The organism is Roseibium suaedae (genome assembly GCF_900142725.1).
GTDB classification, from domain to species: Bacteria; Pseudomonadota; Alphaproteobacteria; order Rhizobiales; family Stappiaceae; genus Roseibium; species Roseibium suaedae.
Map to the genome: position 1 here is coordinate 1,267,525 of NZ_FRBW01000002.1, position 25,737 is coordinate 1,293,261.

A 25,737-nucleotide genomic window follows, 5' to 3' on the forward strand; every position below is an offset into this window, starting at 1 on the left:
AGACGCTGTTTTAGATCAGGCCAACTTCCTGGAACTTTGCTTCCACGATTTCCCTGTCGAAGGGCTTCATGATGTATTCGTTTGCGCCTGCACGAATGGCACGCGCGATATGCGCCACATCATTTTCCGTGGTACAGAAAACAACGATCGGCTTCTCGCCGCCTTCTTCACTGCGAAGGCTCGTCAGAAACTCAAGACCATCCATGACCGGCATGTTCCAGTCGAGCAGGATCGCGTCCGGCATGGCCTTGCGGCATGCATCAAGCGCCTGCTGGCCATCTTCGGCTTCGGTGATCTCGAACTTCATGTCTTCCAGGATGCGGCGGGCAACCTTCCGGATGACGCTGGAGTCATCCACGACAAGGCATTGTTTCATTTTCGCAAACTCCCCTAAATTCCGGCTCTTGTATCAAGCTGCGGCCATTGGCTCAGTAAACATGGACCCCAGAAGACGGGCCACATCGAGAATAACCATCAAACGGCCATCCAGACGATGTACGCCTGCCGAAATTTCTGCCCAGCGCTTGTCCAGGTTGGTCGGGTTCGGTTCGGCGGACTTGGCCTGCAAGGTCAGGACCTCACCCACCGTATCGATCACGAGCCCGTAGCTTTCATGCTTGTACTCGATCCCGACGGCCATCATCGTGCCTTCGGTCCGCGGCGGCAGATGCAGGCGGCGGCGCATGTCGATGGCAGTCACGATACGGCCGCGCAGGTTGAGAACGCCGGCAACTTCCGGAGCCGAAAGCGGGACACGCGTCACGCTTTCCGGGACAAATACGTCATGAACCTGGGAGATGGGGAGGCCAAAAAGCTGGCCTCCGATCACAACGGTCACATATTGGATCATGTCACCGCCAGTGGCGACATTGGTCTCCAGCACAGTCATGCTGCAACTCCCATTTCACCAGAGAACACGTCCTTGAGGGCAGCAATCAGGCCCGGACGGTCAAACTTCGCGACATAGTCATCAAACCCGGCCTGACGGCCACGTTCGATGGAAGCCGGGGTGACCATGGCCGACAGGGCCAGGATCGGAATGTTACGGAACCGAGGATCGCGGCGCATTGCTTCGCAGAACTCGAAACCATTGATTTCCGGCATTTCGATATCGCTGACGATCGCGTGGAACTTCACGCCATTTTCCAGCAGATCCAGAGCTTCCTGCGGACCGACACAAGTGGTCACATCATAACCGGCGGCCTTGAGGACCGGGGTCAGCATGTTGCGGAAGAAGGCAGAGTCATCGACGAACAGAACCTTCTTGGTGAGGGCCTGAATGTCCATTTCCTTGCGCATGAACCAGTCTTCGAAGGCCTGCGGCAGATAGTAGCCAAGGTCGATGACTTCGGTCGCACGTTCCTTGATGACCGCGGAGCCCAGGATGCCCGGACGTTCGGAGCCAACTTCGATATTCAGGCGCTCTTCGACAATGTCGACGATCTCGTCGACGACCAGGCCCATGGACCGGCCGCTGTCGGAGAAGACCAGCATCGGCTGTGTGCCTTCGAGCTTGTGCTGATCGCCTTCGTTGACGTAGACGAGCGGCATGAGCGCACCGCGGTACTGAACCAGATCCCGGCCGTTGGAGCGTTCGATCTTGGAGACCTCGAACTCTTCGAGACGGGTGACCAGGGACAGCGGAACCGCCTTGGGTTCCGGAGCACCGGCACGGAACAGCAGCATGGAGATCGCAGCCTGGTTGGTCTGCGTCCGGCGCTGCAGGTCCTCTGCCTCTTCTTCGTTCTGCTCGGCAACCGCGCTGGAAGCATGGCTTGCCATGGCGCTGGCGATACCGTTCGGATCAATGATCATGATCACCGAGCCATCACCCAGAATGGTGTTGCCCGAGAACATGGTCAGGTTCCGCAGCATCGTGGACATCGGCTTGACGACGATTTCCTCGGTGTGGAAGACCCCGTCGACGACAACGCCGAAGGTCTGGCTGCCAACCTGCATGACGACGATGAAGCCGTTGTCCTCGTCGATGGCCTTTTCCGCATTCTCACCGGCATAGATGCCGAGGAGCTGGGACAGGTGCAGCAACGGAAGCAGCTTGTTGCGCAGGCGCAGGACAGGCGTGTCCTTGATGCGCTCGATCCGGTGTTCGGAGTTGTTCTGAACACGGACCAGCTCAACCACGGAGAGCTGCGGGATTGCGAAGCGGTCACCGCTTGCCTCGACGATCAGGGTCGAAACAATCGCCAGGGTCAGCGGGATCTTGATGATGAAGCTGGTGCCCTTGCCCGGAACAGAGCGCAGGTCAACCGTACCACCGATCAGCTCGATGTTGTTGCGCACCACGTCCATGCCGACACCGCGGCCAGACACGCTGGTCACCTGGGCAGCCGTGGAGAAGCCCGCAGCAAAGATGAACTTGTGGATCTGGGCGTCGGACATCTTGTCGACTTCGGCCTCGGTCGCGATACCGCGCTCGATAACCTTCGCCTTGATCTTTTCGACGTCGAGACCCTTACCATCATCGCGAACTTCGATGATGATGTGGCCGCCTTCATGATAGGCAGCGAGAGTGATCGTGCCCTTTTCCGGCTTGCCGGCATCCCGGCGGGCCGACGGCATTTCCAGGCCGTGGTCAGCAGAGTTGCGGACCATGTGGGTCAGCGGATCCTTGATCATCTCAAGAACCTGGCGATCCAGTTCGGTTTCCGCACCGATCATTTCAAGTTCGATCGGCTTCTCGAGTTCCTGGCTCAGGTCGCGGACGATACGCGGCAGCTTCTGCCATGCATTGCCGATCGGCTGCATGCGCGTCGCCATCACGCCTTCCTGCAGTTCTGCCGTCACGTTGGACAGGCGCTGCAGCGGAACCTTGAACTCGCTGTCTTCATGACGGCGGACGATTTCCAGAAGCTGGTTTCTGGTCAGCACCAGCTCGGACACCATGGTCATCAGGTGTTCCAGAGTATCCACAGCCACGCGGATCGACTGGTTGGAGACAGAAGAGCCACCGGACTTCTTCTCCGAAGCATCCGCCTTGCTATCGTCGTCTGCATCAGCCGCAACGCGGGCAGGCTTTGCCGGACGCGCAGGCTTGGGTGCTGCTTCTGCCTTGACGGGTTCCGGAGCAGGAGCTGGCGCCGGTGCCTCTACGGGCTCGACAGCGACTTCAGCAACCTCGACTTCGACTTCCGTCTCGCGGAAAGCGCGTTCCAGCTCATCCAGAGACACTTCACCCGGGCGCAGTGGGCGCTCAAGGCTCTGTTCCAGGATGTTCAGGTTCATCTCTGGCTCAGGCTCGGCAACCTTCTCGACAACCGGAGCAGCCGCCGCATTGGTCGACATGCGTTCCAGTTCGGCGATCAGATCACTATCGTCACCAGAGGGCTCTTCGCCCTCTGCCGCTTCAAGATCGGCCAGAATTTCCTTGATGCGGTCAATCGAGCTCAGGATGAGCGAAACTGCATTTGGCGTGACCGGGGTGCCTTCACGGAACTTGCCCATGAGGGTTTCTGCCGCATGTGCGATCGCTTCAAGCCGCGGAAGCCCCAGGAAGCCGCAAGTCCCCTTGATCGTGTGAACAAGGCGAAAAATGTTATCAAGGATCGTGGCGTTGTTCGGTTCTTGCTCGAACTTGACGAGCTCAACGTCAACAACATCGAGACTCTCGTTGGTCTCGGTAATAAATTCCCTGAGAAGGTCGTCCATGGCCTGCTCTCACCCGACTGTTACACTGGTACCGCGCCTCCAAGGAGACGTCTGGACCGGGATGTCCATGGGGAGAGACTGGGCTCAAACAGTTAAGATACGCTGAAACGAAAGAAGACTTTCGCGACCTAACCTGGAAGTAGGTGTTTATGCGCCCTTCAATGCAGTAATTCTGACAATGTCTTCATCTTTGACGATTGACAATTTCATTCCACACTCGCGCGCAAGCAGCACTGTGTAGATAGGCTGAACGGAATGCGCGTCCACGCGCTCCGGTTCTTCACCTGAAAGAGTGTCCTGCATACCCAGCGGAATGCGCGGGTTGAGACCCTTGGCTGACAGAGTGAATTCCGGATCAGCCGGCTCACCTTCCATGGTGACGGTAATGACACCGCCGCGCGGGATGCACTGATTGGCAATCAGGATCAGGTTCAAGAGCATCTTGACGAAATTCTTCGGCATCAGGTTCCGGGGAACCTGCCAGTCCAGATCCGACTTCTCGTTTTCCATGAAACCGGTCGCCACGACCTGGGCGTCTCCGAGATCAATCTCGGCACCGGCTGAGCCTGCTGCGCCAAAGGCCAGGCGGGCAAACTGAAGCTTTGCAGAGGCTTGGCGGGCGCTCTTGCGAATGAGGTCCATGGCGAATTCGCGCATGTCCTCCGAGCCTTCCTCGTCCAGCACTTCCAGCCCGTTGGTAATCGCGCCTACGGGGCTGATGATGTCATGGCAAACGCGGCTCGCGACCAGCGCGGACAGATCAAGCGAGGAAAGGTCCTTGAGTTGAGACATGGCGCTTCAAAGCTCTTCTTGTCTGCGGCCCGGCTGAAAAGCTGGCCCGATTATGATTCGATTAACGATAAACAAAGGGATACACACAGGATGCTTTGATGCCAAGCCGGAGAAGACCTTCAAAGCGCCGGTTTGCACCCTGTCTTCTGCATATTGGCCTCTGCATCCGACATTTGAGGCTTTGCATTCACCAGAAACAGGAATCTGTTCACCACAGAATGGAAAAAAACCAGCTTTCCGTCCACGAAGGCGAAGATGTGTGGATTTCCGGCCGTCACATAGCCTTCGGAGAGGGCCTGTGCGCCACAGGCAGCAAACAGCGGAGCATAAACCTCAGGCGCTGCCTTGAAAGCTGCCAGATTGCCTTCATTGACGAAGATCCACTCAGCCCCGCCCCACCTGAATTCAAACTTCCGCCGCCCCATGCGCGGTTTGCGGTCGATGAAATAGGCGACCGGATCATGCCCTCCCAGCGCATATCCGGTAATGGGATCGGGAATGAACAGATCGGTCCGGGCCTGCGCCCGGCCTTGGTGAACCGGCAAGAACAGCCCCAGGCAAAACATTGCGGCAAGCAGACCGCTCAGCCTTATCCTTGACCCATTTGAGCTACACTTTTGCATCGTTTTGTGTTCGTAAAGGTCAGAAGACAGTGCGAATCATTCAGTTATTCCGATGTAGACTACACCATCGGGACTTGGATTGGCCGGACAGTCATTTGATGCTGCCAAGGAGAAATTCTTCATGATCTGGGAAAGCCTGACCCGCATGCGCCGCGGCGTCCTTTCTGCCCTTGTGATCGCTGCTGCGCTGCTAACACCTGCTGCGGCCTCTGCCCAGACCGGCCAGACCTACAAGCAGGATGAGATCGTCAAGGCAGGCCACGAGTTCTTCGGCTCCGTTTCCGGTGGACTTGCTTCCGTGGTCGAAAAGGCATTCGCCCAATACGGCGAACCTAACGGCTACATTCTGGGTGAGGAAGGGTCCGGCGCGATCGTGGCCGGCGCCCGCTATGGAGAAGGCTCTCTCTACACCCGCAATGCCGGCACCCACAAACTGTTCTGGCAGGGACCTTCCGTCGGCTGGGACTTCGGTGGTGATGGTGCACGGGTCATGATGCTGATCTACAATCTGCCCAGCACCCAGGCGATCTATCAGCGCTTCATGGGCGTCAACGGCTCGGCCTATCTGGTGGGTGGCGTCGGTATGACGGTTCTGGCCAACCAGGATATTGTCGTGGTGCCGGTGCGTGCCGGTGTCGGCGCGCGCCTGGGCCTCAACCTTGGCTACCTAAAGTTCACCAGCGAGCCGACCTGGAACCCGTTCTGAGGAACTGGCGGCCGGAGTGAACGCCGCTCCGGCCGCCGCCCCTCAAAGCCGCAGCGCGTTGAATCACCCAGTTCATTTGACCCGGCCGGTGATCAATGGGATTGTGGCGGAACGTTAAAATGCGGACCAAATAGTTAAACGGAGCCCCGCGTGATTGAAGCGGCGATGTATGTTGCATTGGGTTTCTGCGCAGCCACTCTTCTGGGGCTCGCGATCCTGCCAGCCATTTACCGGCGCTCCGTCCGCTTGACCCGCGAAGCCCTTGAGGCCGTCAATCCGGCGACTTATGCCGAAGTCCGGGCCAGCCACGACTATGACCGCGCCAATCACGCCCTGAAACAGCTCCGCCTTGAACAGGCGATCGAGCGGGAGCGGGAGAAGAGTGTCCGCCACCGGCTGGAAACCGGACGTCTGACAACAGACCTCGTCAAGGCCAAGGCCGCCCATGAGCGGGAGCTCTCGACCCTCCGCATCGAACTTGAAAAGGCGCTGCAGTCCCAGGCGGGCGCAAAGGGCAAGGACCTGATCGCCGAGATGGAGCGACTGCGCAACCAACTCACAGAGACAGAAACGGCCCTCAGCAGCACGCGGGCAGAACTGGATGTTCTGAAAAGCCAGACCGACAGCCAGCCGCTGCAGATCCAGACCTGGCTGCCCGCCGATGACGCCATGGCCCTTGCCACGATCACCAGCCTGGAATCCCAGCTGGCGACAGCCCGCAAGCGCCTTGCCCAGCTTGAAGGCGACGGCAATGTTCCGGCAGACGTGCTTCTGCCGGTATCGGCGCAGGAGCTTCAATCCGCCATGGTCAAGCTCGAAGCCGATCTGGTCGATGCCGAGGCCCAGTTCATCACCGCGCAGGCAGAAGTGACCCGCCTCACCATTCAACTGGACCAGACCGACCGGCCGATCGACGAGACGGTCCAGCGGCTGGAACGGGATCTGGAATGGGCGGACGGGGAAAAGGCACGGCTGACCGCCTTGATCAACCAAAGAAACCGGGCACTCGACCGCGCCCGGCTTCAGGTTCAGCAGTTGCGCAGGGATCTTCGCTCCGCTCCCGACCTCAAGGAGCTGCGTGGCAGCCTGCTCGACATCAGCGCCCGCATTCTCGATCCGGACGGCAAGTCCAAACGCCCTGCCTCGGCACCAGGTTTGGCGGCAGCACCGGCAACGGCTCCCGCTTTTACCCATGACGACATTCCACACGCGCTCGTCAGCCGGATCGTCAATGCCAGCCGCGCCAATTCTTCAGAAGACATAGCGCCTCAGGCGCAAGTCACTTCCCAGGAGCAGTCGGTCGAAGACGAAGGCAAGACAACCGGCAACCCTTCCAAGAAAGACGTCGCCTGACGCACGCCCTGCCCTTCTGACATGACTTATCAGGGCAGCGTCTTGCGCCCTTCCCGATCCAAGAGTTTCGAATGCTGATTGCCCGCCATAATGCCATTCTGGAAATTGCCCGTCAGACCGGGCGGGTAACGGTCGAAGATCTGGCAAAGCGGTTCGACGTCAGTCCGCAAACCATCCGCAAGGACCTGAACGAGTTGTGCGAACGCAAGCTGCTGGCTCGCACGCACGGCGGTGCCTTGCTCTCTTCAGGAACCGAAAACGTCGGCTACGAGGCTCGGCGCATCATTTCAAGCACCGAAAAAGCCGACATCGGCGCTGCCATTGCAGCCCTCATTCCGGACAATGCGTCCCTCTTCATCAACATCGGAACCACGACCGAGGCAGCAGCCCAGGCCCTGCTTCAACACCGCGGACTGATGGTGATCACCAACAACATCAATGTTGCGGCGCTCATGCGCGGCTATTCCCAGAATGAAGTCGTGATTGCCGGGGGTGTTCTGCGCCATGCGGATGGCGGCATCGTTGGAGAGGCCGCTGTCGAGTTCATGCGCCAGTTCAAGGTCGATTTTGCCATCGTAGGTGCGTCAGCCATCGATCCGGATGGATCCTTGCTGGATTACGACTACCGGGAAGTCCGGGTCACGCAGACGATCATGGAAAACGCCCGCCATGTCATTCTGGCGGCAGACAGCACGAAGTTCGAGCGCACAGCCCCGGTCCGGGTTGGCCATATCTCGCAGGTCAATACCTTCGTGACCGATCACTGTCCGTCCGAAAAGATCCGCCAGATTGGCTGCGATGCGGGCCTGACCATGATCGAAACGGGAGCCCCACCGTCCGTGCCGGAGGAAGCGCAAGACGATCAGTGAACCGCAGACAAACGTCTCAAACGGCGATGAAGCCGTTGATCAATCATCAATTTTGACTTGGGGGAGAGAGTGGTACGCCCAAGGGGAATCGAACCCCTGTTTTCGCCGTGAAAGGGCGACGTCCTGACCGCTAGACGATGGGCGCATCCGTCCGAGGCGTTTGCCTCAGCTGATGGGCAGGCTATTAAGGCCTGCAGCAGGCCGATGCAAGATCCTTTTTCATGTCCCGCGCATCGGCCTGTGAATAACTTTGCCGGATCAACGGGAAACCAGATCTGTCCGGCCCAGCTGTACCCCAGTCGAAGGGTCGAAATGCAGCAGGGCGGACTTGCCGTTTTCCTTCACCAGCAGCACCAGACGGCCACCGATCAATTCCATGTCCTCGACAACCGCATCGGGTCCGACCGCGATCGTGGAAGGAATGTCACCTGAAGCGCCGCTATCAGAAGAGTTGATCTTGTAGAAGATAGCTGCGAAGACAGCGATAAATCCCGCGAACATGATCAGGCTCGATCCCGCGAGCAGGCGCTTCAGCTTTGCCTGCACCCGCAAGGTGGCCGGATCCAATGGTTGTTCTTCGGGCTGCGATCCCTTGGACTCAGGTTGACTCATGAACGAATTCACTCCGGAAGACCCGGCCGACATGGACACGGACTTCAGTTATCTGGTTGATGCTGAGGACACGGGCAAGCGCCTCGACGCAGTCCTGGCGGGACAAATGGACACCTTGAGCCGTAACCGGATCCAGGCCCTCATCCGCGCCGGCGAGGTCACTGTGGACGGCGCCAAGATAGTGGAGCCGAAATACCGGGTCAATGAAGGCGAGTTGCTCGCCTTGAGCGTCCCTGAAGCGGAAGAGGCCGAGCCCCAGGGCGAGGACATCCCTCTCACCATCGTCTATGAAGATGAGCATCTGATCGTTGTCGACAAGCCGGCCGGTCTCGTTGTCCATCCTGGCGCTGGAAACTGGACCGGCACCCTGGTCAACGCCCTGATCCACCATTGCGGCGACAGTCTTTCCGGCATCGGCGGCGTCAAGCGTCCGGGCATCGTGCACCGGATCGACAAGGACACCAGCGGTCTGCTGGTTGTTGCCAAGACGGATCTGGCCCATCAGGGGCTGAGCGCCCAGTTTGCCGATCACGGACGCACCGGGCCGCTGGAGCGGGCCTATTCGGCACTGGTCTGGGGGGCCCCCTCCAGCCTGAAGGGCACGATCGACGCGAACCTCGCGCGCTCGCTCCATAACCGCCAGAAGATTGCCGTTGTGAAGACCAGCGGCCGTCAGGCCATCACCCACTGGCAGGTAAAGGAACGTTTCGGTCCCGAGGATCAACCGTCCCTCGCCTCGCTTATGGAATGTCGCCTGGAAACCGGCCGCACGCACCAGATCCGCGTTCATATGGCCCATATCGGCCATCCGCTGATCGGCGATCAGGACTATGGCGCAGGCTTCAAGACCAAGGTCAATCGGCTCGATGATCCGCTCAAGACGGTCATCTCGGAGTTCAGCCGCCAGGCGCTTCATGCCGGACTTCTGGCCTTCGAGCACCCCGCCACGGGGGAGACCCTGAAATTTGAGAGCCCGTATCCGGCTGATTTTGCTAATCTTTTGTCTGCATTACAAAAATTTTAGAATGCGTTTCTCGCTCCCGGCCATGTAATCGGCGTAAAGCTACTTATATTGAAGCTTCTCAGCGGGCCGTGAAACGGACGCTGGCATCACGCGTTCGCCTTAGAAGAGCGGCGCTTCCGGTGGCAAGAGCCACCGGCGGACGTCCCAGAGGGAACGCAAATTCGGGAGAAAGGGGGCGCATCTAATGGCCCGGAATGTACCGATGTTAACCGCCGGGGAAGGTGGCCTGAGCCGCTACCTCGACGAGATTCGCAAGTTTCCCATGCTCCAGCCGCAGGAAGAGTACATGCTCGCCAAGCGGTACAAGGAGCACGACGATCCAGAAGCTGCTGAACGGCTGGTGAACTCGCATCTGCGCCTTGTGGCGAAGATTGCCATGGGTTACCGCGGTTACGGCCTGCCTCTGGGTGAAGTCGTTTCCGAAGGCAATGTCGGCCTGATGCAGGCCGTGAAGCGGTTCGAGCCGGATAAAGGCTTCCGCCTTGCGACCTACGCCATGTGGTGGATCAAGGCCGCAATCCAGGAATATATCCTGCGCTCCTGGTCGCTGGTGAAGATGGGCACGACAGCCAACCAGAAGCGTCTGTTCTTCAACCTGCGCCGCCTCAAGGGCAAGATCCAGGCTCTGGATGAAGGTGATCTGAAGCCCGATCAGGTTCAGGAAATCGCCACCAAGCTCGGCGTGAGCGAGGAAGAGGTGATCTCCATGAACCGGCGTCTGGGCGGCGATGCCAGCCTTAACGCCCCGGTTCGCGCGGAAGCCGATTCCGGTGAATGGCAGGACTGGCTGGTGGATGATTCCGATAGCCAGGAAACCATCCTCGCCAATCAGGAAGAGCTGGATGTGCGCCGCCGCATGCTGAGCGACGCCATGGACGTTCTGAATGACCGCGAGCGCCGGATCTTCGAGGCTCGCCGCCTGTCGGAGGACCCGATCACTCTGGAAGATCTGTCCGACGAATTCGGCGTCAGCCGGGAACGCGTCCGCCAGATTGAAGTCCGGGCCTTTGAAAAGGTCCAGAAGGCCGTTCAGAGCAGCGCCAAGGAATTCGAGCGCCCTCACGCCTGACCAGCGAACGGACGAACATATTGGGAAAGCCGGGCCGATGTGCCCGGCTTTTTTGTCTCTGGCCCTTGTCTGCCATCCCTATCCAGCCCTGTTTCTCCCGGCTTGTTCGCAGCAAGGGAACCGCCTAACCTGAGGCCATTGTTGCGCCGGAGCGGGGAGCGGAATGCGGGGGCTTTTCAAATTCATGCTGGGCAAGCGGATGCTTGTCGCCTGGGTCGCTGTCCTGACCTTGGTCGCGGCTACTTTCGTGCGCGTTTCCGACCCGCCCTTCCTGACTGCCGTCCGTGAACTGACCTTCGATTCCTATCAGCAGCTTTTCCCGCGCGAATATCAGCCGGCCCCCGTACGGATCGTCGACATCGACGAGGCTTCACTGAAGCAATACGGACAATGGCCCTGGCCGCGCACCCGCCTTGCCGAGCTGACCCGCGCGCTCAACGAGATGGGCGCCGCCGTCATTGCCTATGACATCGTCTTTGCTGAGCCGGACCGGACATCTCCTGGTCTGGTTCTGCAAAATCTCACGGCAGATAATCTGACTGACCTGGACAGCTTCAAGTCGGAACTGGCCAAACTTCCCGACCATGACGTCGTCTTTGCACAATCGCTGGAAGAGGCGCCTTCCGTCGTCGCCTTTGCGGTGCTGACCCACACGGGCGGGCGTCTGCCCATGTCCCGCGCGGGCTTTGCATTCGGCGGCGAGAACCCGGCCGGCTTCCTCACTCCCTTCCCCTCCACCCTGCCAAGCCTCGACATGTTCCAGACCGCAGCCAGCGGCTCGGGCGGGATATCCCTGTCTGAAGATGAAAAAGGCGGGATCGTCCGCCGTGCGCCTCTCATCTTCACGGACGGCACGAAGCTCTATCCGAGCCTCGGGGTGGAGGCCCTGCGGGTCGCGCAAGGCGCAAGCGGGGTTCTGGTGAAGTCAACCGGTGCCAGCGGAGAGGCCGCCACGGGAAACTCTGCCGTCACAGAACTGAAGATCGGCAGCTTCGTGGTCCCGACCACCGCCAAGGGCGAAGTCTGGGTGCACTACGATACCGACCGGAAAGACCGCTATGTCTCGGTCCTTGACGTGCTGGATGAAACCAAACGCGACCTGATCACCCCCTTGATCGAAGGCCAGATCGTCTTTGTCGGCACCTCTGCTGCCGGGCTTCTCGACCTAAGAACAACGCCGCTAGGCGAAGTGGTCCCAGGGGTGTCCGTTCACGCCCAGATGATCGAGCAGATCCTGTCGGAAGATTTCCTGACCCGGCCGGACTGGGCAGATGGCGCAGAAGCCCTGGCAACGCTCGCCATCGGTCTCATCATGATCCTTGCTCTACCGGCCGTCGGCAGCATCGGCACCGCGCTCATGGGCGCACTCATCGCCGCCAGCCTGGCGGGTGGCTCGCTCATGGCCTACCTGCAAAACGGGCTGCTCTTCGACCCGGTCTACCCTTCCCTCGCCGTGTTGCTTGTCTTTGTTGCGGAAACAACCCTGCTCTACATCATGACCGAGCGGGAAAAGCGGTTTGTCCGTCAGGCCTTCGGACAATATCTCTCGCCCCATCTGGTCAATCAGCTTGAGGAGGCGCCGGAACAGCTGGTTCTGGGCGGGGAAATGCGCGACATGACCATCCTGTTCATGGATGTGCGCGGCTTCACGCCCATTTCCGAGCAGCTGACCCCGACCGAGCTGGTCAGCTTCCTCAACACGCTTCTCTCACCGCTTTCCGACATCATCCAGCACGAGGAAGGCACGATCGACAAATATATCGGCGACAGCATCATGGCCTTCTGGAATGCACCGCTGGCCATCAACGCCCATGCCAGCCACGCCTGCCGCGCGGCGCTGGACATGCTGAAAAAGGTCGATGAGCTGAACGATCAAGACGCCTTCGGCTTCAAGGCTCACGGCCTAAAAACCCAGTCCGTTCACATCGGCATCGGTCTCAACACCGGTGAGGCCTGCGTCGGCAACATGGGCTCCAGCCGCCGCTTCAACTATTCCGTCATTGGCGATGCGGTGAACATTTCCTCGCGGATCGAGTCGAGCTGCAAGGCAGTCGGCGCGGAACTCCTGGTCTCGGACGCAACCCGGCGGGCAGCACCCGAGTTTGCCTATCTGGAGGCGGGGGAAATCCCGCTCAAGGGCAAGTCCGAACCGGTCCGGCTTTATGCACTGGTGGGGGATGAGAGCTTCCGGCACACGGAAGGCTTCCGTCTGCTCTCCAAGTCCCACGCGGCCATGGTCAGTGACATGCGGGATGGCAACGCAGCAGGCGCCGCTCTTCATCTTGAAGCTTGCCGGAAGGCTGCAAGCGAACGGCAAAGCCCTTTCTATGACGTCTTCACCGCTGCCATTGCCGATCTGGCTGACCGCCAGGCAGCCTCAGGGGGAGTGCCCGAGGAAGGGCATCTTCCTCTCGGGGCGGCAGAACAGGAACCCGCCACCCCGATGATCGAGCAGACTTAGCGGATCTCGACTGCATAGTCAGAGACTGGAACGGCCTTCTTGATCAGCCCGCTTTCCAGCATGAAGTCCGCAAAGCGCTGATAACGGCCTTCATCCAGAGCCGCAGGGCGCTTTGCAAAACGCGGCAGCGTGTCGGCCCAGGCCTTGCGGTTCAGCTCGTCATTGAGGTTCGGATAGGCCTCGACAAAGGCGTTCCAGGCCTCTTCTGGATGGTTGGTCAGGTAGATGGTCGCGTTTTCAACCGCCGCCAGGAACTTCGCATAGCGGGGATCGCCGGTCTTGTCCTTGTGCACCACATAGACCAGCTCGTCATAGGGCGGAACGCCATGCTCTTCCGGGAAGAAAGCTCTTCCCTTCTTGCCCTCAATCTCGATCTGGGTCAGCTCGAAGTTACGGTAGCCCCCGATCACACCGTCAACCTGACCGGTCATCAGCGCTGGCGACAAGGCGAAGTTGACGTTGATCAGCTCCACATCATTCATCGTCAGACCGACAGACTTGAGCATCTGGCCAAGCATGGCGTCTTCAAAGCCGGAAACGGAAAAGCCGATCTTCTTGCCCTTGATGTCCTTCAGCTCCTTGATCGGCCCGTCTTCCAGAACGATCAGCGTGTTCAGCGGCGTGGAGACCAGGGTGCCGATGCTTTTCAGCGGCATGTTTTCCTCGATCTGCGCATGCAGCGTCGGCTGATAGGAGATGGCGATATCCCCCTGCCCCGCAGCCACCAGCTTGGGCGGCATTGCCGGATCTGCAGGCTCGATGATTTCCACATCGAGGCCTTCAGCTGCGAAGAAGCCCTTCGTCTGTGCGGTAATGATCGGCGCATGGTCCGGGTTGGTGAACCAGTCGAGCAGGACGGTCAGCTTATCGGCTGCCTGTACCGGCGTTGCGGCAAGAACCGCCGCAGTTGCCATGCATCTGATCAGGTTTTTCATGAATTCCTCCAAGATTTCAGGATGAAGCGCTGGCAGGTCAGTCTTCCGGCTGCCAGGGAACGAGAGCGCGGGTCAGGTGGTCGACGGCGAAACGCAGCGTCAGCACCATAAGCGCGAGCAGGATCAGGGCAGCGAACATGACATCGGTCTGCATGCGGGCGTTGCTCTGAAGCATGATGAAGGCAAGTCCGCCCTTGGCTCCCACCCATTCGCCAACAATGGCGCCAATGGGCGCGAAAACGGCAGCAATCCGGATACCGGATGCCAGGGCAGGCAAACCCGAGGGGATGCGGAAATAGAGAAGTTCCTTGAAACGGGACAGGCGGTAGAGCCGGGCTAAGTCCACAAGTCCGGCATCAGCGCGGCGCAGACCGTCATAGAAGGAGGATGTGACCGCGAAGAAGATCACCAGAACCGCCATCACGATCTTGGAGGCGAGGCCAAACCCCAGCCACAGAACCAGAATGGGAGCGATCGCGAAGACCGGCAGAGCCTGGGTGACCAGCACAACAGGCAGCACCGCCCGCCGGGTGACCGGCGACAACCACATGGCGATTGCCAGCAGCGCTCCTGCTCCAACACCGAAGACAAAACCGAAGAGCGTTTCATAGGCCGTGATTGCGGCATGCTCCATCAGGAACCCTGCGCGCGCGGCAAAGGCCTCGGCCACACTGAGTGGGCTGGGCAACATGAAGGTCGGGATTTCGAACAAGCGGACGAGCCCTGCCCAAAGCAGCAGGAACACGCTGAGCCCGAGGACCAGCCGGAAAGACGAGAGAAGAACAGCCTTCATGGACACCCCTCCCCGAACACAGGAGAAAGGCCATCGCGGCACGCGATGAAGGACATATCAAAAAAGCGCCACGAACGGCGCGAGGCATAACGCAAAGCAGGATCTCCCGTCTTCGGACAAGCCGAATGCGACACTGGAGATCCGGGATATGGCTAAAGGCTTCCGTCCCTTCGCCGGCATGACCCGGATCAGGTTCTAAGGGTTCGGCGCAAAGCCATCTCAGTTCCGGTTCACGGAACACCCCTCGGACCGAGACGGAACATGCATTGCCTTCGGTTAAAAGGCAAGCCTGTTCCGTAAAAAGAAGAAATGGCTAAAGATCAGCCGGCCTGCCAGGAGGTGACAGCCTGTTCGACTGCCGCTGTTCCTGCGCCGCCCTTTTCAAGGGTCAGGATGCCGCGCTTGCCATTTTCAAACAGCATCGGGATATCGATCCAGCCGCGCTCGCGCAGCAGACCCATGTTGCGTTCCCGCTCGCTGCTCAGGCTGGAAAGTGCAATCCAGAAGTAACCGGGAGACACTTTCACCGAAGCCCCGATCAGACCATCTCCCCGGGCTTCTTCCGTCGGCTTCATGACCAGGCCGGGAACGCTGACGATCTCGCCTGCAGCAAAATCCTCCGGGAAGTCGAACTTGATTTCCACCAGATGGCTTGCCGGCAGGGACGGATCATCATTCGGCTTGATCTTCAGCGACACGGAGACATTGCGCTCCGGGATCTGAATATCGGCGGACAGCACATTGTGCTTCTTGCCTTCAAGATCCGTCTCTTCATTCAGCGCCCAGGTAACCTCGCCCTGAGACGCGGTACCTGCCCCATTTGCCTCATCGCCTTCCTCATAAAGGATAGAGCGCTGGGTTCCGGCGGTCACGGCACCTGAATCGGACTGAGGCGTCACAGAAGCAATGCCCGAATTCTCATTGACGATCGCAGGGGTCTCAAGCGGCGCATCCGTCGACGGGGACGACGGCTGAGAAGACACACCCGTTTCCTGCGGCGTGATCAGCGTGGTCGTGACCGAACGGGCATCAGGGGCTGCAGCGGGTTCGCCGCTGTCATCCAGAAGCCGGTCTTCGATCTTGCCATTTTCCGGCGTTGCGGCCGGAGCCTCTGCCGTGCCCGTCGCCGGTGTCTCCGGCTGGGTGTCTGGCGGCGGGGTCGGATCGGACGCAGGCGTGTTCACTGCCACTTCCGGAGCACTGTCATCCCCCGAAGACAGGAAGACAACCGCACCGGCGATGACCAGCACAAGCACGGCGACAAGAGCCAGCGGCAGGATCGGGAATCCGGAGGACCCGGACTTCTTTCTCGGTGCGCCAGAAGCAGGCTTGCGCTTGCCGCGGCGCTGTCCATCAGACTTGCTCTTCTGGGGTGCAGAGACGACAGCCTCGGGAGAGGCGCTCAGGTCATCTGCGGAGGCGTCGTCATCCCCGTAGCCATAGTCATCTTCCGGCTGCGGCTCAGGCTTGCTGGACCCGAAGACAGGTTCCTGACGCGGCTGGGAAACCGAGGGAGCCGACGCACTCATGGCGTCCTTGGTCGACTGAACCGCCTTGTGAGAGGCTTCACCAAGCTGGGAGGCCTGATCGACTGCCGACTTGAGCGGAGAGGCTGGCGCCACAGGAGCCTGGACAGACGATTGGACCGGCGACTGAACGGGTACCTGCACCGGAGGTTGAACCGACGGGGCGGCCTGCTGCAGACTGGGTTCTGCTTCCACGCGGGGCGCAGCAGGCTGCGGTGCCGGCGGCTCCTGACGGGTCAGAACCGGCGCAGCCGTCGAAGGCGCAGGGGCTTTTGCGGCAGCCTGGCCCAGTCCGAGACTTTCACGGGCGGCCTCGGCCTCAACCTTGCGGATAGCCTCTTCAAGCCGCAGCTGTTCCGCCGTGATTTCGGACGGCGAGAGTGGCGGTTCATAGGCCTTGAGCTGATTGACGATGGCGTTTCGTGCGCGGCTGTAAACACTTCGGCGCGCAGCGCCATTGTTTTCAGGAAGCGACGAAATCGTTCTTTTCAAAATCGAGTAATAGTCAGCCATCGTCCCGCCTGTCGGCCGCTTGCCAATAGTTTCCCGGTCTTATCAATGAAGGCTTATACCATGTTGCATTCAGAGCGAAGCCCTGTTGTCACTCATGTCATTGAGTTTAGGGCAGGCTAACGTTGAATTCAGCCATTCCTGCGGCAGGGGTCTGGCCAATGGGTGGCTAAGCTTCAGTCCGGATATGAAAATAGCGCCGGCGGCTTCCAGAGAAAGAGCCGCCGGCGCCATGTTTTAAAAGCAGGCAAACCCTAGGATATCAGTCCTGGAAAGGGTTCTGCATCAAAATCGTGTCTTCACGCTCGGGGCTGGTGGACAGCAGCGCGACCGGCGCACCGATCAGCTCTTCCACATAGCGCACGTATTTGATGGCCTGAGCCGGAAGATCCGCCCAGCTGCGTGCGCCTTCTGTGGATTCTTTCCAGCCCGGCAGGGTTTCGTAGATCGGAACAGCCCGTTCCTGAGCTGCCTGGGAAGCCGGCAGATAGTCGATTCGCTGACCATCCAGCTCATAGGCAACGCAGATTTTGATCTCGTCGAGACCGTCCAGAACGTCCAGCTTGGTCAGCGCGATGCCGGTGATGCCGGAGGTGCAGACCGTCTGGCGGACCAGAACAGCATCGAACCAGCCACAGCGGCGCTTGCGCCCAGTGACCGTGCCGAACTCATGACCACGGGTGCCGAGGAAGTCGCCGATCTCATTCTGCTGTTCGGTCGGGAACGGACCTTCGCCCACGCGCGTGGTGTAGGCCTTGGTGATGCCGAGAACATAGTCGATCGAGCCCGGCCCGAGGCCGGAACCGGCAGCTGCCTGACCGGCAACAGTGTTGGACGAGGTCACGAACGGATAGGTGCCGTGATCGATGTCCAGCAGTGCGCCCTGCGCGCCTTCGAACAGGATGCGCTTGCCAGCCTTGCGCTCGCCATCCAGCAGCCGCCAGACACTATCCATATACGGCAGGACCTTGTCGGCAACGCTTGCCAGTTCGTCATAGATCGCCTGTGCGGAGATCTCGTCCTGGCCAAGGCCCTTGCGCAGAGCATTGTGGTGGGTCAGCAGGCGGTCGATCTTGGCCGGAAGTGCATTGAGATCAGCCAGATCCATCAGACGGATGGCGCGGCGGCCAACCTTGTCTTCATAGGCAGGGCCAATGCCGCGCTTGGTGGTGCCGATGCGGGTACCGCTGTTCGAATTCTCGCGCAGCGCATCCAGTTCCTGGTGCAGGGAGAGGATCAGCGTGACGTTCTCGGCAATGCGCAGGCTTTCCGGAGTAACCGTAATGCCCTGAGCCGCCAGGCGCTCGACTTCAGCCACGAAAGCATGGGGATCAAGCACGACGCCGTTGCCGACCACAGACAGCTTGCCACGGACAACACCGGACGGGAGCAGGGACAGCTTGTAGCTGACGCCATCGATCACCAGCGTATGGCCAGCGTTGTGACCGCCCTGGAAGCGGACGATGACATCGGCCTGTTCGGACAACCAGTCGACGATCTTGCCCTTGCCTTCATCACCCCACTGCGATCCGACGACAACCACATTGGCCATGGATTTCCTGCCCTCCTGAACGGCAACACCGGCACATCTGACAGCCGGTCTAAACGCGAAGAACCCCGGACGTTCCGCCCGGGGCAAACGCGGCGGACTATAGACATTTGCTCCGCTGATGGCGACCCCTTGAAGACGCTTTTCTTGCCCCCAAACGGCCAATTCTCCAGTCCCATCTGCAGTTTCAACAGGGGGACCCGCCTTCGCCTGTTCTTTCCCGGCTAGGCAATCCGCCGACAAACAAGATCGAAACCGGTTTCAGGCCGGAGCCTCCTCGCAAATCGGGTGTTTCACTTGGCCGCAAGGCTGCTAGAAAATTGGTCCCTTCCACCGGCATTCTTCAAGGCGAGATCGATCATGTCCTGGCGAAACTGGCTCACCCTTCTGCTGCTCGGCGCGATCTGGGGTGGCTCCTTTCTGTTTGCAAAGGTGGCCGTCGCTGAAATTCCGCCGCTCGTTCTCGTTTTCCTTCGGGTCTGTCTGGCCGCAATCGCCCTGCATTGTGTCTTGCGGCTGACAGGAAAGCGCTTCCCGCTCGAGCCGCGCCTACTCGGCGCCTTTCTGGTCATGGGGCTTCTGAATAATGCGATCCCATTCTCGCTGATCTTCTGGGGTCAGACAGCCATTGCCGCAGGCCTGGCATCGATACTCAACGCCACGACACCCATCTTCACTTTCCTGGTCGCGGCCGTCGTGCTGCGGCAGGAACCTGTGCGCTTTCACAGGATCGCGGGGGTGCTCACCGGCTTTGGCGGCGTTCTCCTGATGCTTTTCCAGAGCCTGGGGCAACCGGGCCATGACCCGCTCTGGGCTCAGCTCGCCTGCCTTGGTGCAGCGGTTTCCTATGCCCTTGCCGCAGCCTTTGCCCGGCGCTTCAAGCACCTGCCTCCGCTTGTATCCGCCACGGGTCAGCTCAGCGGTTCCACCTTGATCATGCTGCCGATGGCCATGATCTTTGGTGCCGGCTGGTCTCCTCTGGAAACATCCGGTTTCGTCTGGATGAATGTCCTCGCCCTTGGCCTTCTCGCCACGGCCTTTGCGTATCTGCTCTATTTCCGGCTGCTGGCTGAGGCCGGAGCGACCAACGCCTCGCTTGTCACACTGCTGGTACCCGCAAGCGCGATTCTCTTCGGCAGCCTGCTTCTGGGAGAAGCGCTGAAAACCTATCAGTTCGGCGGCTTCGGCCTGCTCCTGGCTGGCCTGCTGCTTCTGGATGGGAGGATCTTGTCTCCCTTCATGAAAGCAAAAAGAGCGGCCTGATCGCCGCCCTTTCCGATCTTCACTGGGTCAGAAGCGGAGCTTCTTGACCTGGTTGACGTGAGCAACGGAAGCGAGCCGTTCGAGAACTTCCTGGGGCACCTCGCCATCCACCTCGACCAGGCAGATGGCATCCTTGCCCGGCGCCGTCCGGCCCAGGTTGAAGGTCGCGATGTTGATGCCGCTGTTGCCAAGCTCCATGCCGAGTTGACCAATGAACCCCGGCTTATCCTCGTTGGTGATGTAGAGCATGTAGGCGCCGAGTTCGGCTTCCATGTTGATGCCCTTCACCTGGATGATCCGGGGCTTGCCGTCCTCGAACACCGTACCGGCAACAGAGCGTTCCTGGTTCTCGGTAACCACGGTAAGCCGGATGTAGGTCTCGAAAGCCCCCTTCTGTTCCCGGCGGGTCTCCTCCACCTCGATGCCGCGCTCGCGCGCCACAACCGGTGCGGAGACCATGTTGACCGTCTGCAGAAGGGGCGTCAGCACCCCGGTCAGCGCTGCGGACGTCAGCGCCCGCGTGTTCAGATCCGCAACGGCTCCGGCATATTCCAGACGGATCGTCTTGATACCGCTTTCCGTCAACTGACCGGCGAACAGACCAAGCTGCTCTGCAAGCCGCACGAAAGGTGTCAGTTTCGGCGCCTCTTCCGCAGAGATCGACGGCATGTTGAGCGCGTTGGAAACCGCCCCGTGCAACAGGTAGTCACACATCTGCTCGGCGACCTGCAGAGCCACGTTTTCCTGCGCTTCGCTGGTAGACGCCCCGAGATGCGGCGTGGAGACAAAATTCTTCGCACCGAAGAGGACGTTCTGCTTGGCAGGTTCCTCGACGAAGACGTCGAACCCGGCGCCCGCCAGCTTGCCGCTGTCGAGAGCCTCACGCACGGCCTGTTCATCCGCAAGGCCGCCGCGCGCGCAGTTGATCAGATAAGAGCCCGTCTTCATCTTGGCGATGGCAGCCGCATCGATGATATTGCGGGTCTTGTCCGTCAGCGGAGTGTGCAGAGTGATGAAATCCGCCCTGCGCAGCAGTTCGTCCAGTTCGACTTTTTCCACGCCGAGGATCGAGGCCCGTTCGGGCGTCAGGAATGGATCGAAGGCAACGACCTTCATGCGCAGGCCAATGGCCCGGTCAGCGACGATCGAGCCGATGTTGCCGCAACCGATGAGACCAAGGGTCTTGGACGTGATTTCCACGCCCATAAACCCGGACTTTTCCCACTTTCCAGCCTGGGTGGACGCATCGGCTGCCGGGATCTGACGGGCAAGCGAGAACATCATTGCAATCGCGTGTTCCGCTGTCGTGATGGCATTGCCGAAGGGGGTGTTCATCACGATGATGCCCCGGGCCGTGGCCTTGGGAATGTCGACGTTGTCGACGCCAATGCCGGCACGGCCGATCACCTTCAACCTGGAGGCGGCTGCAATGATCTTTTCCGTGACCTTGGTCGCAGAGCGGATCGCAAGGCCATCATATTGATCGATGACGGACAGGAGCTTGTCCTTGTCCTTGCCGAGATCAGGCTGAAAATCGACGTCGATACCACGGTCCTTGAAAATCTGGACCGCAGCGTCGGACAGCTTGTCCGAAATGAGAACTCTGGGTGCCATGTTCGTACCTAAAAGTTAGCGCAACCAGCGCAGCATATTGGGAAAGGGGTCGACACCCTCTTCGGCCGCCAGCTTCGGCTCGTAACACATGCCGTAATACTGAAGCAGGGGAACACCGATGTAGCGGCCGGCCGAGAAATTCTCGATCAGCGCCTCGGCATCTCCCTTGTAGCCATCAGGGTGAAAGACGACCTCAACGGGAATTCCAAGATGGCGGGCGGCTGCATAGGACCACGCAAGGGTCGCCATCTCATCGCCAGGCTGGGGATCCAGTTTCTCAAGCTGCCGTTCTGCAGGGTCCGTGACAGCCACGTGCCCTGCCTCATGCAGCAGATCGCCCGGATACAGCAGGCGTTTCTCGTCAACAATCAACTCGCCGAACCGGATATCAATTCCGGGCAGAAACGTCGGGTCCGGCAAATCCGCAAGATGCACCGGTATTCCTATTTCTTGCACGAACCTGGTGAGCTTGGCGCTCATCGGATCGGCGAGCATCTGTCAGGCCGCCTTGACCGCTGATGCGGCAGCCTCGGCAAAGGCCCAGTCGAGCCAGCCGAACAAGGCTTCGAGATCTGAGGTCTCGATGGTTGCACCAGCCCAGATACGAAGGCCGGAGGGAGCATCCCTGTATGCTCCAATGTCATAGGCCACGCCTTCTGCCGCAAGCTTGGAGACAATTGCCTTGGCAATTGCTTCCTGTTCGGCATCCGGCAGGGCCGTGACTGCAGGGTCCACCACCCGCAAGCAGATGGAGGTGTTGGAACGGGTTGCCTCATCGACGGCGAGGAACCCGACCCAGGGGGTCCGCTCGACCCAGGCTGTCACAGCCGCAAGATTGCGGTCAGCGCGGCCGATCAAGCCCTCAAGTCCGCCAAGCGACTTCGCCCACAGCAAGGCATCAAGATAATCCTCGACGCAGAGCATGGACGGGGTGTTGATGGTTTCACCCTTGAAGATGCCTTCGATCAGCTTGCCGCCCTTGGTCATGCGGAAGATCTTCGGCATCGGCCAGGACGGCGTGTAGCTTTCCAGCCGCTCGACAGCGCGCGGGCTGAGGATCAGCATGCCATGCGCCCCTTCGCCGCCAAGAGCCTTCTGCCAGGAGAAGGTCACAACATCGAGCTTGGCAAAGTCGAGGTTCTGGGCGAAGGCCGCAGACGTCGCATCACAAATGGTCAGCCCTTCCCGGTCGGCCGGAATCCAGTCGCCGTTCGGAACCCGGACGCCGGAGGTCGTGCCATTCCAGGTAAAGACCACATCGTGGGAAAAATCGATCTGGGCGAGGTCCGGCAGGAGGCCGTAGTCGGCCTCGAACTTGCGGACATTCTCCAGCTTGAGCTGCTTGACGACATCGGTGATCCAGCCAGAGCCAAAGCTTTCCCAGGCAAGCATGTCGACGGGACGCGCGCCGAGCAGCGACCACAGCGCCATTTCGACAGCGCCCGTGTCGGAAGCCGGAACGATGCCGATCCGGTAGTCGTCGGGGACCTGAAGAACTTCGCGAGTCAGGTCGATTGCCTGCTCCAGCTTGGTCTTGCCGATCTTGGCGCGGTGGGAGCGGCCAAGCGGTGCATCGGCCAGGCCTTCAAGAGACCAGCCGGGACGCTTTGCGCAGGGACCCGAAGAGAAATTGGGATTGGCCGGACGCTGTTCCGGCTTGGCATATGCAGTCGTCATGTATTCTACCCTCTCAGATAGCAGCCCCTCGGTGGGGAGGGGTGGCCCACCGCGAGGCATATGCCTGTTGCCATCCGCCGTCAAATAGTTTCGTGAGGGGCGGCAGTCTTGAAACAAAAAAAGGCCGGGCAAATTGCCCGGCCTTTCAGATCCAGGAGATCCTGGCTGTCTTAGAAGTTGCTCGTCAGCGGCTGATTGCCCGAATAGTAGGACGGAGCTGCCGGTGCGGCGGCATAGCTGTCGAACTGGTAACGTACACCAAGCCGGATTTCGTGAGCCGTCAGGTCCTTGAAGGTCGAACGGGTCTGTCCGGAGCCGGTGTTGTAGTACTTCACGGTCTTGGCAGTGCCCAGATCGCGGTACTGATAGCCGGCATCAAGGCTCCAGTTCGGCGTGATGGCGTAGGAAGCACCGGCCATCAGAGCCCAGGCCAGGTTCCATTCGCCGTGACGTCCGTCATAACGCGTGGTCGCGCCACCCGGGTTTTCGGAGATCGAGTTGTTGGTGCTGACATAAGCTGCACCGATACCCGCGCCAACGTAAGGCGTGATGTTGTTCCAGGTGCCGATGTCGACATAACCATTCAGCATGACGGTCCAGACATCCACATCAGTGCTTTCCCGCGAGAAGCCGCCAGAACAGGTGCCGCAGACAGCGAAGCCGCGGGTCTTGGACGGGGTTTCATAGTCGAGCGTGATGTCGCTGCGGAAATAGTCGGTGAACTTGTAACCGACGCCGACGCCGACCATCCAGGCATCGTCCATGCTTTCGCGCTGGTAACGCAGGTTGCCAACGACAGAGTCGTTAAAGCTGCCGTCCGGATCACCGTAGAATTTGTAACCGATGTCACCGCGCAGATACCAGCCACCAGAGGCCGGAATCTCCGGGGCGTATTCGATAACCGGAGCAGGAAGGTCCGCTGCCCAGGCAGCGCTGGAAACAAGTGCTGCAGCGCCTGCCAAAGACAATCGCTTGAAAAATGTGATCATGTCCTCGTCCTTTTACATCAGGCGACCGCGTCAGATTGCGGGCCGTTCGAGAGTAATCTTGGTAAGGATGTCGGAAATGTCTTAAGCTTGACTTAACCCTGTTTCTTAACCGTGTTTTTTTACGTAAACAAATCGTTAATGCACGTTAGGTCAGGCAAGAGAAATTTAATAAAAAGCCCCACCTGATTGGATCAGGCGGGGCTTTTGTTTCACGTATACACAAAAAGTCAGGCTGCGGACTTTGCGACCACATCGACAATGTCATTCACGACCTGATGAACCAGCGCCGCATCATCGCCTTCCGCCATCACCCGGATCAAAGGTTCGGTACCGGAGGCACGGATCACGAGGCGGCCGGAATTTCCAAGACGGTTCTCACCATCCTTGATGGCTTCCTGAACGCTCTTGTGCTCCAGCGGTGCACCACCGGCATATCTGACGTTCTTCAGTACCTGCGGCACAGGATCAAAACGGCGGCAAACTTCCGAAACCGTACGCCCCTGGTCCTTGACACAGGCCATGACCTGCAGGGCCGCAATCAGGCCATCACCCGTCGTTGCGAAGTCGGACAGAACGATATGGCCGGACTGCTCACCGCCGACATTGTAGCCATGAGCCCGCATATGCTCGACCACATAACGGTCGCCGACCTTGGTGCGGGCAAGAGACAGGCCCAAACCGCCAAGGTAGCGCTCGAGACCGAGATTTGACATGACGGTCGCCACGATCCCCGGCTGGGACAGACGGTCATGAGCCTGCCAGGACTGAGCGACCACGGCCATCAGCTGATCGCCATCGATCACCTGACCGTTTTCATCGACGATGATGACCCGGTCGGCGTCCCCATCGAGAGCGATCCCGATGTCCGCTCGCACCTCATGGACCTTACGCGCCAGCGCATCGGTGGAAGTGGAACCACAGTCCTTGTTGATGTTGTAACCGTCCGGGGTCACGCCATGCGGAATGACGTCTGCGCCCAGTTCCCAAAGGGCTTCCGGGGCAACCTTGTAGGCAGCGCCATTGGCGCAGTCGATGACGACCCTCAAGCCTTCAAGGCTCATTTCTCGTGGCAGGGTGCGCTTGGCGAATTCGATGTAGCGCTGCTGGGCGCCATCAATCCGCTTGGCGCGGCCAAGGTCGCGAGGACCGGCAAGGCTTGCGGTCATGTCACTGACGGCAAGGCGCTCGATTTCGCTTTCGATGGCATCGCTGAGCTTGAACCCATCGGGGCCAAAGAACTTGATGCCATTGTCCTGATAGGCATTGTGGGAGGCGGAAATCATCACGCCAAGATCGGCCCGCAGGGACCGGGTCAGCATAGCGACCGAAGGTGTCGGCATCGGGCCGAGGAGAAACACGTCCATTCCGACGGAGGTAAACCCGGCAACCAGAGCATATTCAATCATATAGCCGGAAAGACGCGTGTCCTTGCCGATAACAACACGGTGCTTGTGACCGCCGTTCTTGAAGGCAAGGCCTGCGGCCATGCCAACCTTGAGAGCCATTTCGGCCGTCATCGGAAAGGTGTTTGCCTGGCCGCGGATGCCATCGGTTCCGAAGAACTTGCGCATGGGTTCAAATCGCCTTTTTTCATGATTTTCTCCGCCCCCTTTTAGACCCTATCGGCCCGGAGCGCGGTTCAAAATTTGTGAGCGAATGTTACCGCCCGTTCCTTAAAAAAATGCCCGGCACAGAGCCGGGCATGT

Annotated in this window: 22 protein-coding genes, 1 tRNA gene and 1 riboswitch; of the genes, 7 read left to right on the forward strand and 16 right to left on the reverse strand. The window is 59.7% G+C overall.

Translation table 11 applies throughout. The features are described from left to right. Nucleotides 1-10: 10 nt before the first annotated feature. The 5 genes from BUA94_RS12775 to BUA94_RS12795 all read right to left on the reverse strand — a co-directional run bounded on the left by BUA94_RS12775 (nt 11) and on the right by BUA94_RS12795 (nt 5,003). Nucleotides 11-376: a response regulator gene (locus BUA94_RS12775; protein ID WP_073013553.1), complete on the reverse strand. Its 366-nt coding sequence runs from the start codon at nt 374-376 to the stop codon at nt 11-13. A gap of 33 nt (nt 377-409) precedes the next feature. Beyond that, on the reverse strand, nt 410-889 hold the full coding sequence (locus BUA94_RS12780) for a chemotaxis protein CheW (RefSeq protein ID WP_073013554.1): 480 nt from the start codon (nt 887-889) through the stop codon (nt 410-412). Further along, complete coding sequence (locus BUA94_RS12785; protein ID WP_073013555.1) at nt 886-3,666, reverse strand: hybrid sensor histidine kinase/response regulator; 2,781 nt, start codon at nt 3,664-3,666, stop codon at nt 886-888. The genes BUA94_RS12780 and BUA94_RS12785 overlap by 4 nt, the downstream gene beginning before the upstream one ends. Before the next feature lie 147 nt (nt 3,667-3,813). Further along, nucleotides 3,814-4,458: a histidine phosphotransferase ChpT gene (gene chpT, locus BUA94_RS12790; RefSeq protein ID WP_073013556.1), complete on the reverse strand. Its 645-nt coding sequence runs from the start codon at nt 4,456-4,458 to the stop codon at nt 3,814-3,816. A gap of 119 nt (nt 4,459-4,577) precedes the next feature. Next, nucleotides 4,578-5,003: a YHS domain-containing (seleno)protein gene (locus BUA94_RS12795; protein ID WP_208980061.1), complete on the reverse strand. Its 426-nt coding sequence runs from the start codon at nt 5,001-5,003 to the stop codon at nt 4,578-4,580. A 199-nt stretch (nt 5,004-5,202) separates the two neighbouring features. Here BUA94_RS12795 and BUA94_RS12800 point away from each other — a divergent pair, with 199 nt between their 5' ends. The 3 genes from BUA94_RS12800 to BUA94_RS12810 all read left to right on the forward strand — a co-directional run bounded on the left by BUA94_RS12800 (nt 5,203) and on the right by BUA94_RS12810 (nt 8,009). Continuing rightward, nucleotides 5,203-5,787 (forward strand): DUF1134 domain-containing protein, encoded by a 585-nt coding sequence (locus BUA94_RS12800; RefSeq protein WP_235860551.1) that lies wholly within the window; start codon nt 5,203-5,205, stop codon nt 5,785-5,787. A gap of 150 nt (nt 5,788-5,937) precedes the next feature. Beyond that, nucleotides 5,938-7,140: a coiled-coil domain-containing protein gene (locus tag BUA94_RS12805; RefSeq protein ID WP_139251107.1), complete on the forward strand. Its 1,203-nt coding sequence runs from the start codon at nt 5,938-5,940 to the stop codon at nt 7,138-7,140. A 71-nt stretch (nt 7,141-7,211) separates the two neighbouring features. Continuing rightward, a complete protein-coding gene (locus BUA94_RS12810; protein ID WP_073013559.1) occupies nt 7,212-8,009 on the forward strand; it encodes a DeoR/GlpR family DNA-binding transcription regulator in 798 nt (265 codons plus the stop codon). A gap of 70 nt (nt 8,010-8,079) precedes the next feature. Here the strand turns inward: BUA94_RS12810 and BUA94_RS12815 are convergent. Then, nucleotides 8,080-8,154: transfer RNA gene (locus BUA94_RS12815), tRNA-Glu, on the reverse strand. A 113-nt stretch (nt 8,155-8,267) separates the two neighbouring features. Beyond that, nucleotides 8,268-8,621: a hypothetical protein gene (locus BUA94_RS12820; protein ID WP_073013560.1), complete on the reverse strand. Its 354-nt coding sequence runs from the start codon at nt 8,619-8,621 to the stop codon at nt 8,268-8,270. On the opposite strand from BUA94_RS12820, the gene BUA94_RS12825 reads away from it, so the two are divergent. From BUA94_RS12825 to BUA94_RS12835, 3 genes are all read left to right on the forward strand, one after another. Next, on the forward strand, nt 8,620-9,645 hold the full coding sequence (locus tag BUA94_RS12825) for an RluA family pseudouridine synthase (protein ID WP_073013561.1): 1,026 nt from the start codon (nt 8,620-8,622) through the stop codon (nt 9,643-9,645). The two genes, BUA94_RS12820 and BUA94_RS12825, sit on opposite strands and share 2 nt — an antisense overlap. A 184-nt stretch (nt 9,646-9,829) precedes the next feature. Next, on the forward strand, nt 9,830-10,714 hold the full coding sequence (gene rpoH, locus BUA94_RS12830; RefSeq protein ID WP_073013562.1) for an RNA polymerase sigma factor RpoH: 885 nt from the start codon (nt 9,830-9,832) through the stop codon (nt 10,712-10,714). Between the two features lie 163 nt (nt 10,715-10,877). After that, on the forward strand, nt 10,878-13,175 hold the full coding sequence (locus BUA94_RS12835) for a CHASE2 domain-containing protein (RefSeq protein ID WP_073013563.1): 2,298 nt from the start codon (nt 10,878-10,880) through the stop codon (nt 13,173-13,175). Here the strand turns inward: BUA94_RS12835 and BUA94_RS12840 are convergent. From BUA94_RS12840 to BUA94_RS12855, 4 genes are all read right to left on the reverse strand, one after another. Next, the gene (locus tag BUA94_RS12840) at nt 13,172-14,110 is read right to left on the reverse strand and encodes an ABC transporter substrate-binding protein (protein WP_073013881.1); all 939 of its coding nucleotides are present in this window, start codon (nt 14,108-14,110) and stop codon (nt 13,172-13,174) included. The two genes, BUA94_RS12835 and BUA94_RS12840, sit on opposite strands and share 4 nt — an antisense overlap. A gap of 37 nt (nt 14,111-14,147) precedes the next feature. Further along, on the reverse strand, nt 14,148-14,903 hold the full coding sequence (locus BUA94_RS12845) for an ABC transporter permease (RefSeq protein ID WP_073013564.1): 756 nt from the start codon (nt 14,901-14,903) through the stop codon (nt 14,148-14,150). Between the two features lie 148 nt (nt 14,904-15,051). After that, nucleotides 15,052-15,158: riboswitch (TPP riboswitch) on the reverse strand. 65 nt (nt 15,159-15,223) lie between these two features. After that, nucleotides 15,224-16,942: a hypothetical protein gene (locus BUA94_RS12850; protein ID WP_073013565.1), complete on the reverse strand. Its 1,719-nt coding sequence runs from the start codon at nt 16,940-16,942 to the stop codon at nt 15,224-15,226. Between the two features lie 259 nt (nt 16,943-17,201). Continuing rightward, nucleotides 17,202-18,491, reverse strand: coding sequence for an adenylosuccinate synthase (locus BUA94_RS12855; protein WP_073013566.1), 1,290 nt, complete (start codon nt 18,489-18,491; stop codon nt 17,202-17,204). 357 nt (nt 18,492-18,848) lie between these two features. Between BUA94_RS12855 and BUA94_RS12860 the strand changes: the two genes are divergently transcribed. Continuing rightward, nucleotides 18,849-19,751, forward strand: coding sequence for a DMT family transporter (locus BUA94_RS12860; protein ID WP_073013567.1), 903 nt, complete (start codon nt 18,849-18,851; stop codon nt 19,749-19,751). 27 nt (nt 19,752-19,778) lie between these two features. Here the strand turns inward: BUA94_RS12860 and serA are convergent, their stop codons facing one another. The 5 genes from serA to glmM form a co-directional block, all read right to left on the reverse strand. After that, a complete protein-coding gene (serA, locus tag BUA94_RS12865; RefSeq protein ID WP_073013568.1) occupies nt 19,779-21,365 on the reverse strand; it encodes a phosphoglycerate dehydrogenase in 1,587 nt (528 codons plus the stop codon). Between the two features lie 15 nt (nt 21,366-21,380). Next, nucleotides 21,381-21,860: a hypothetical protein gene (locus BUA94_RS12870; protein WP_073013569.1), complete on the reverse strand. Its 480-nt coding sequence runs from the start codon at nt 21,858-21,860 to the stop codon at nt 21,381-21,383. A gap of 3 nt (nt 21,861-21,863) precedes the next feature. Further along, the gene (locus tag BUA94_RS12875) at nt 21,864-23,042 is read right to left on the reverse strand and encodes a phosphoserine transaminase (RefSeq protein WP_073013570.1); all 1,179 of its coding nucleotides are present in this window, start codon (nt 23,040-23,042) and stop codon (nt 21,864-21,866) included. Nucleotides 23,043-23,212: 170 nt separating this feature from the next. After that, on the reverse strand, nt 23,213-24,031 hold the full coding sequence (locus BUA94_RS12880; protein ID WP_073013571.1) for an outer membrane protein: 819 nt from the start codon (nt 24,029-24,031) through the stop codon (nt 23,213-23,215). A 227-nt stretch (nt 24,032-24,258) separates the two neighbouring features. Further along, a complete protein-coding gene (gene glmM, locus BUA94_RS12885; protein WP_073013572.1) occupies nt 24,259-25,602 on the reverse strand; it encodes a phosphoglucosamine mutase in 1,344 nt (447 codons plus the stop codon). Between the last annotated feature and the right edge of the window lie 135 nt (nt 25,603-25,737).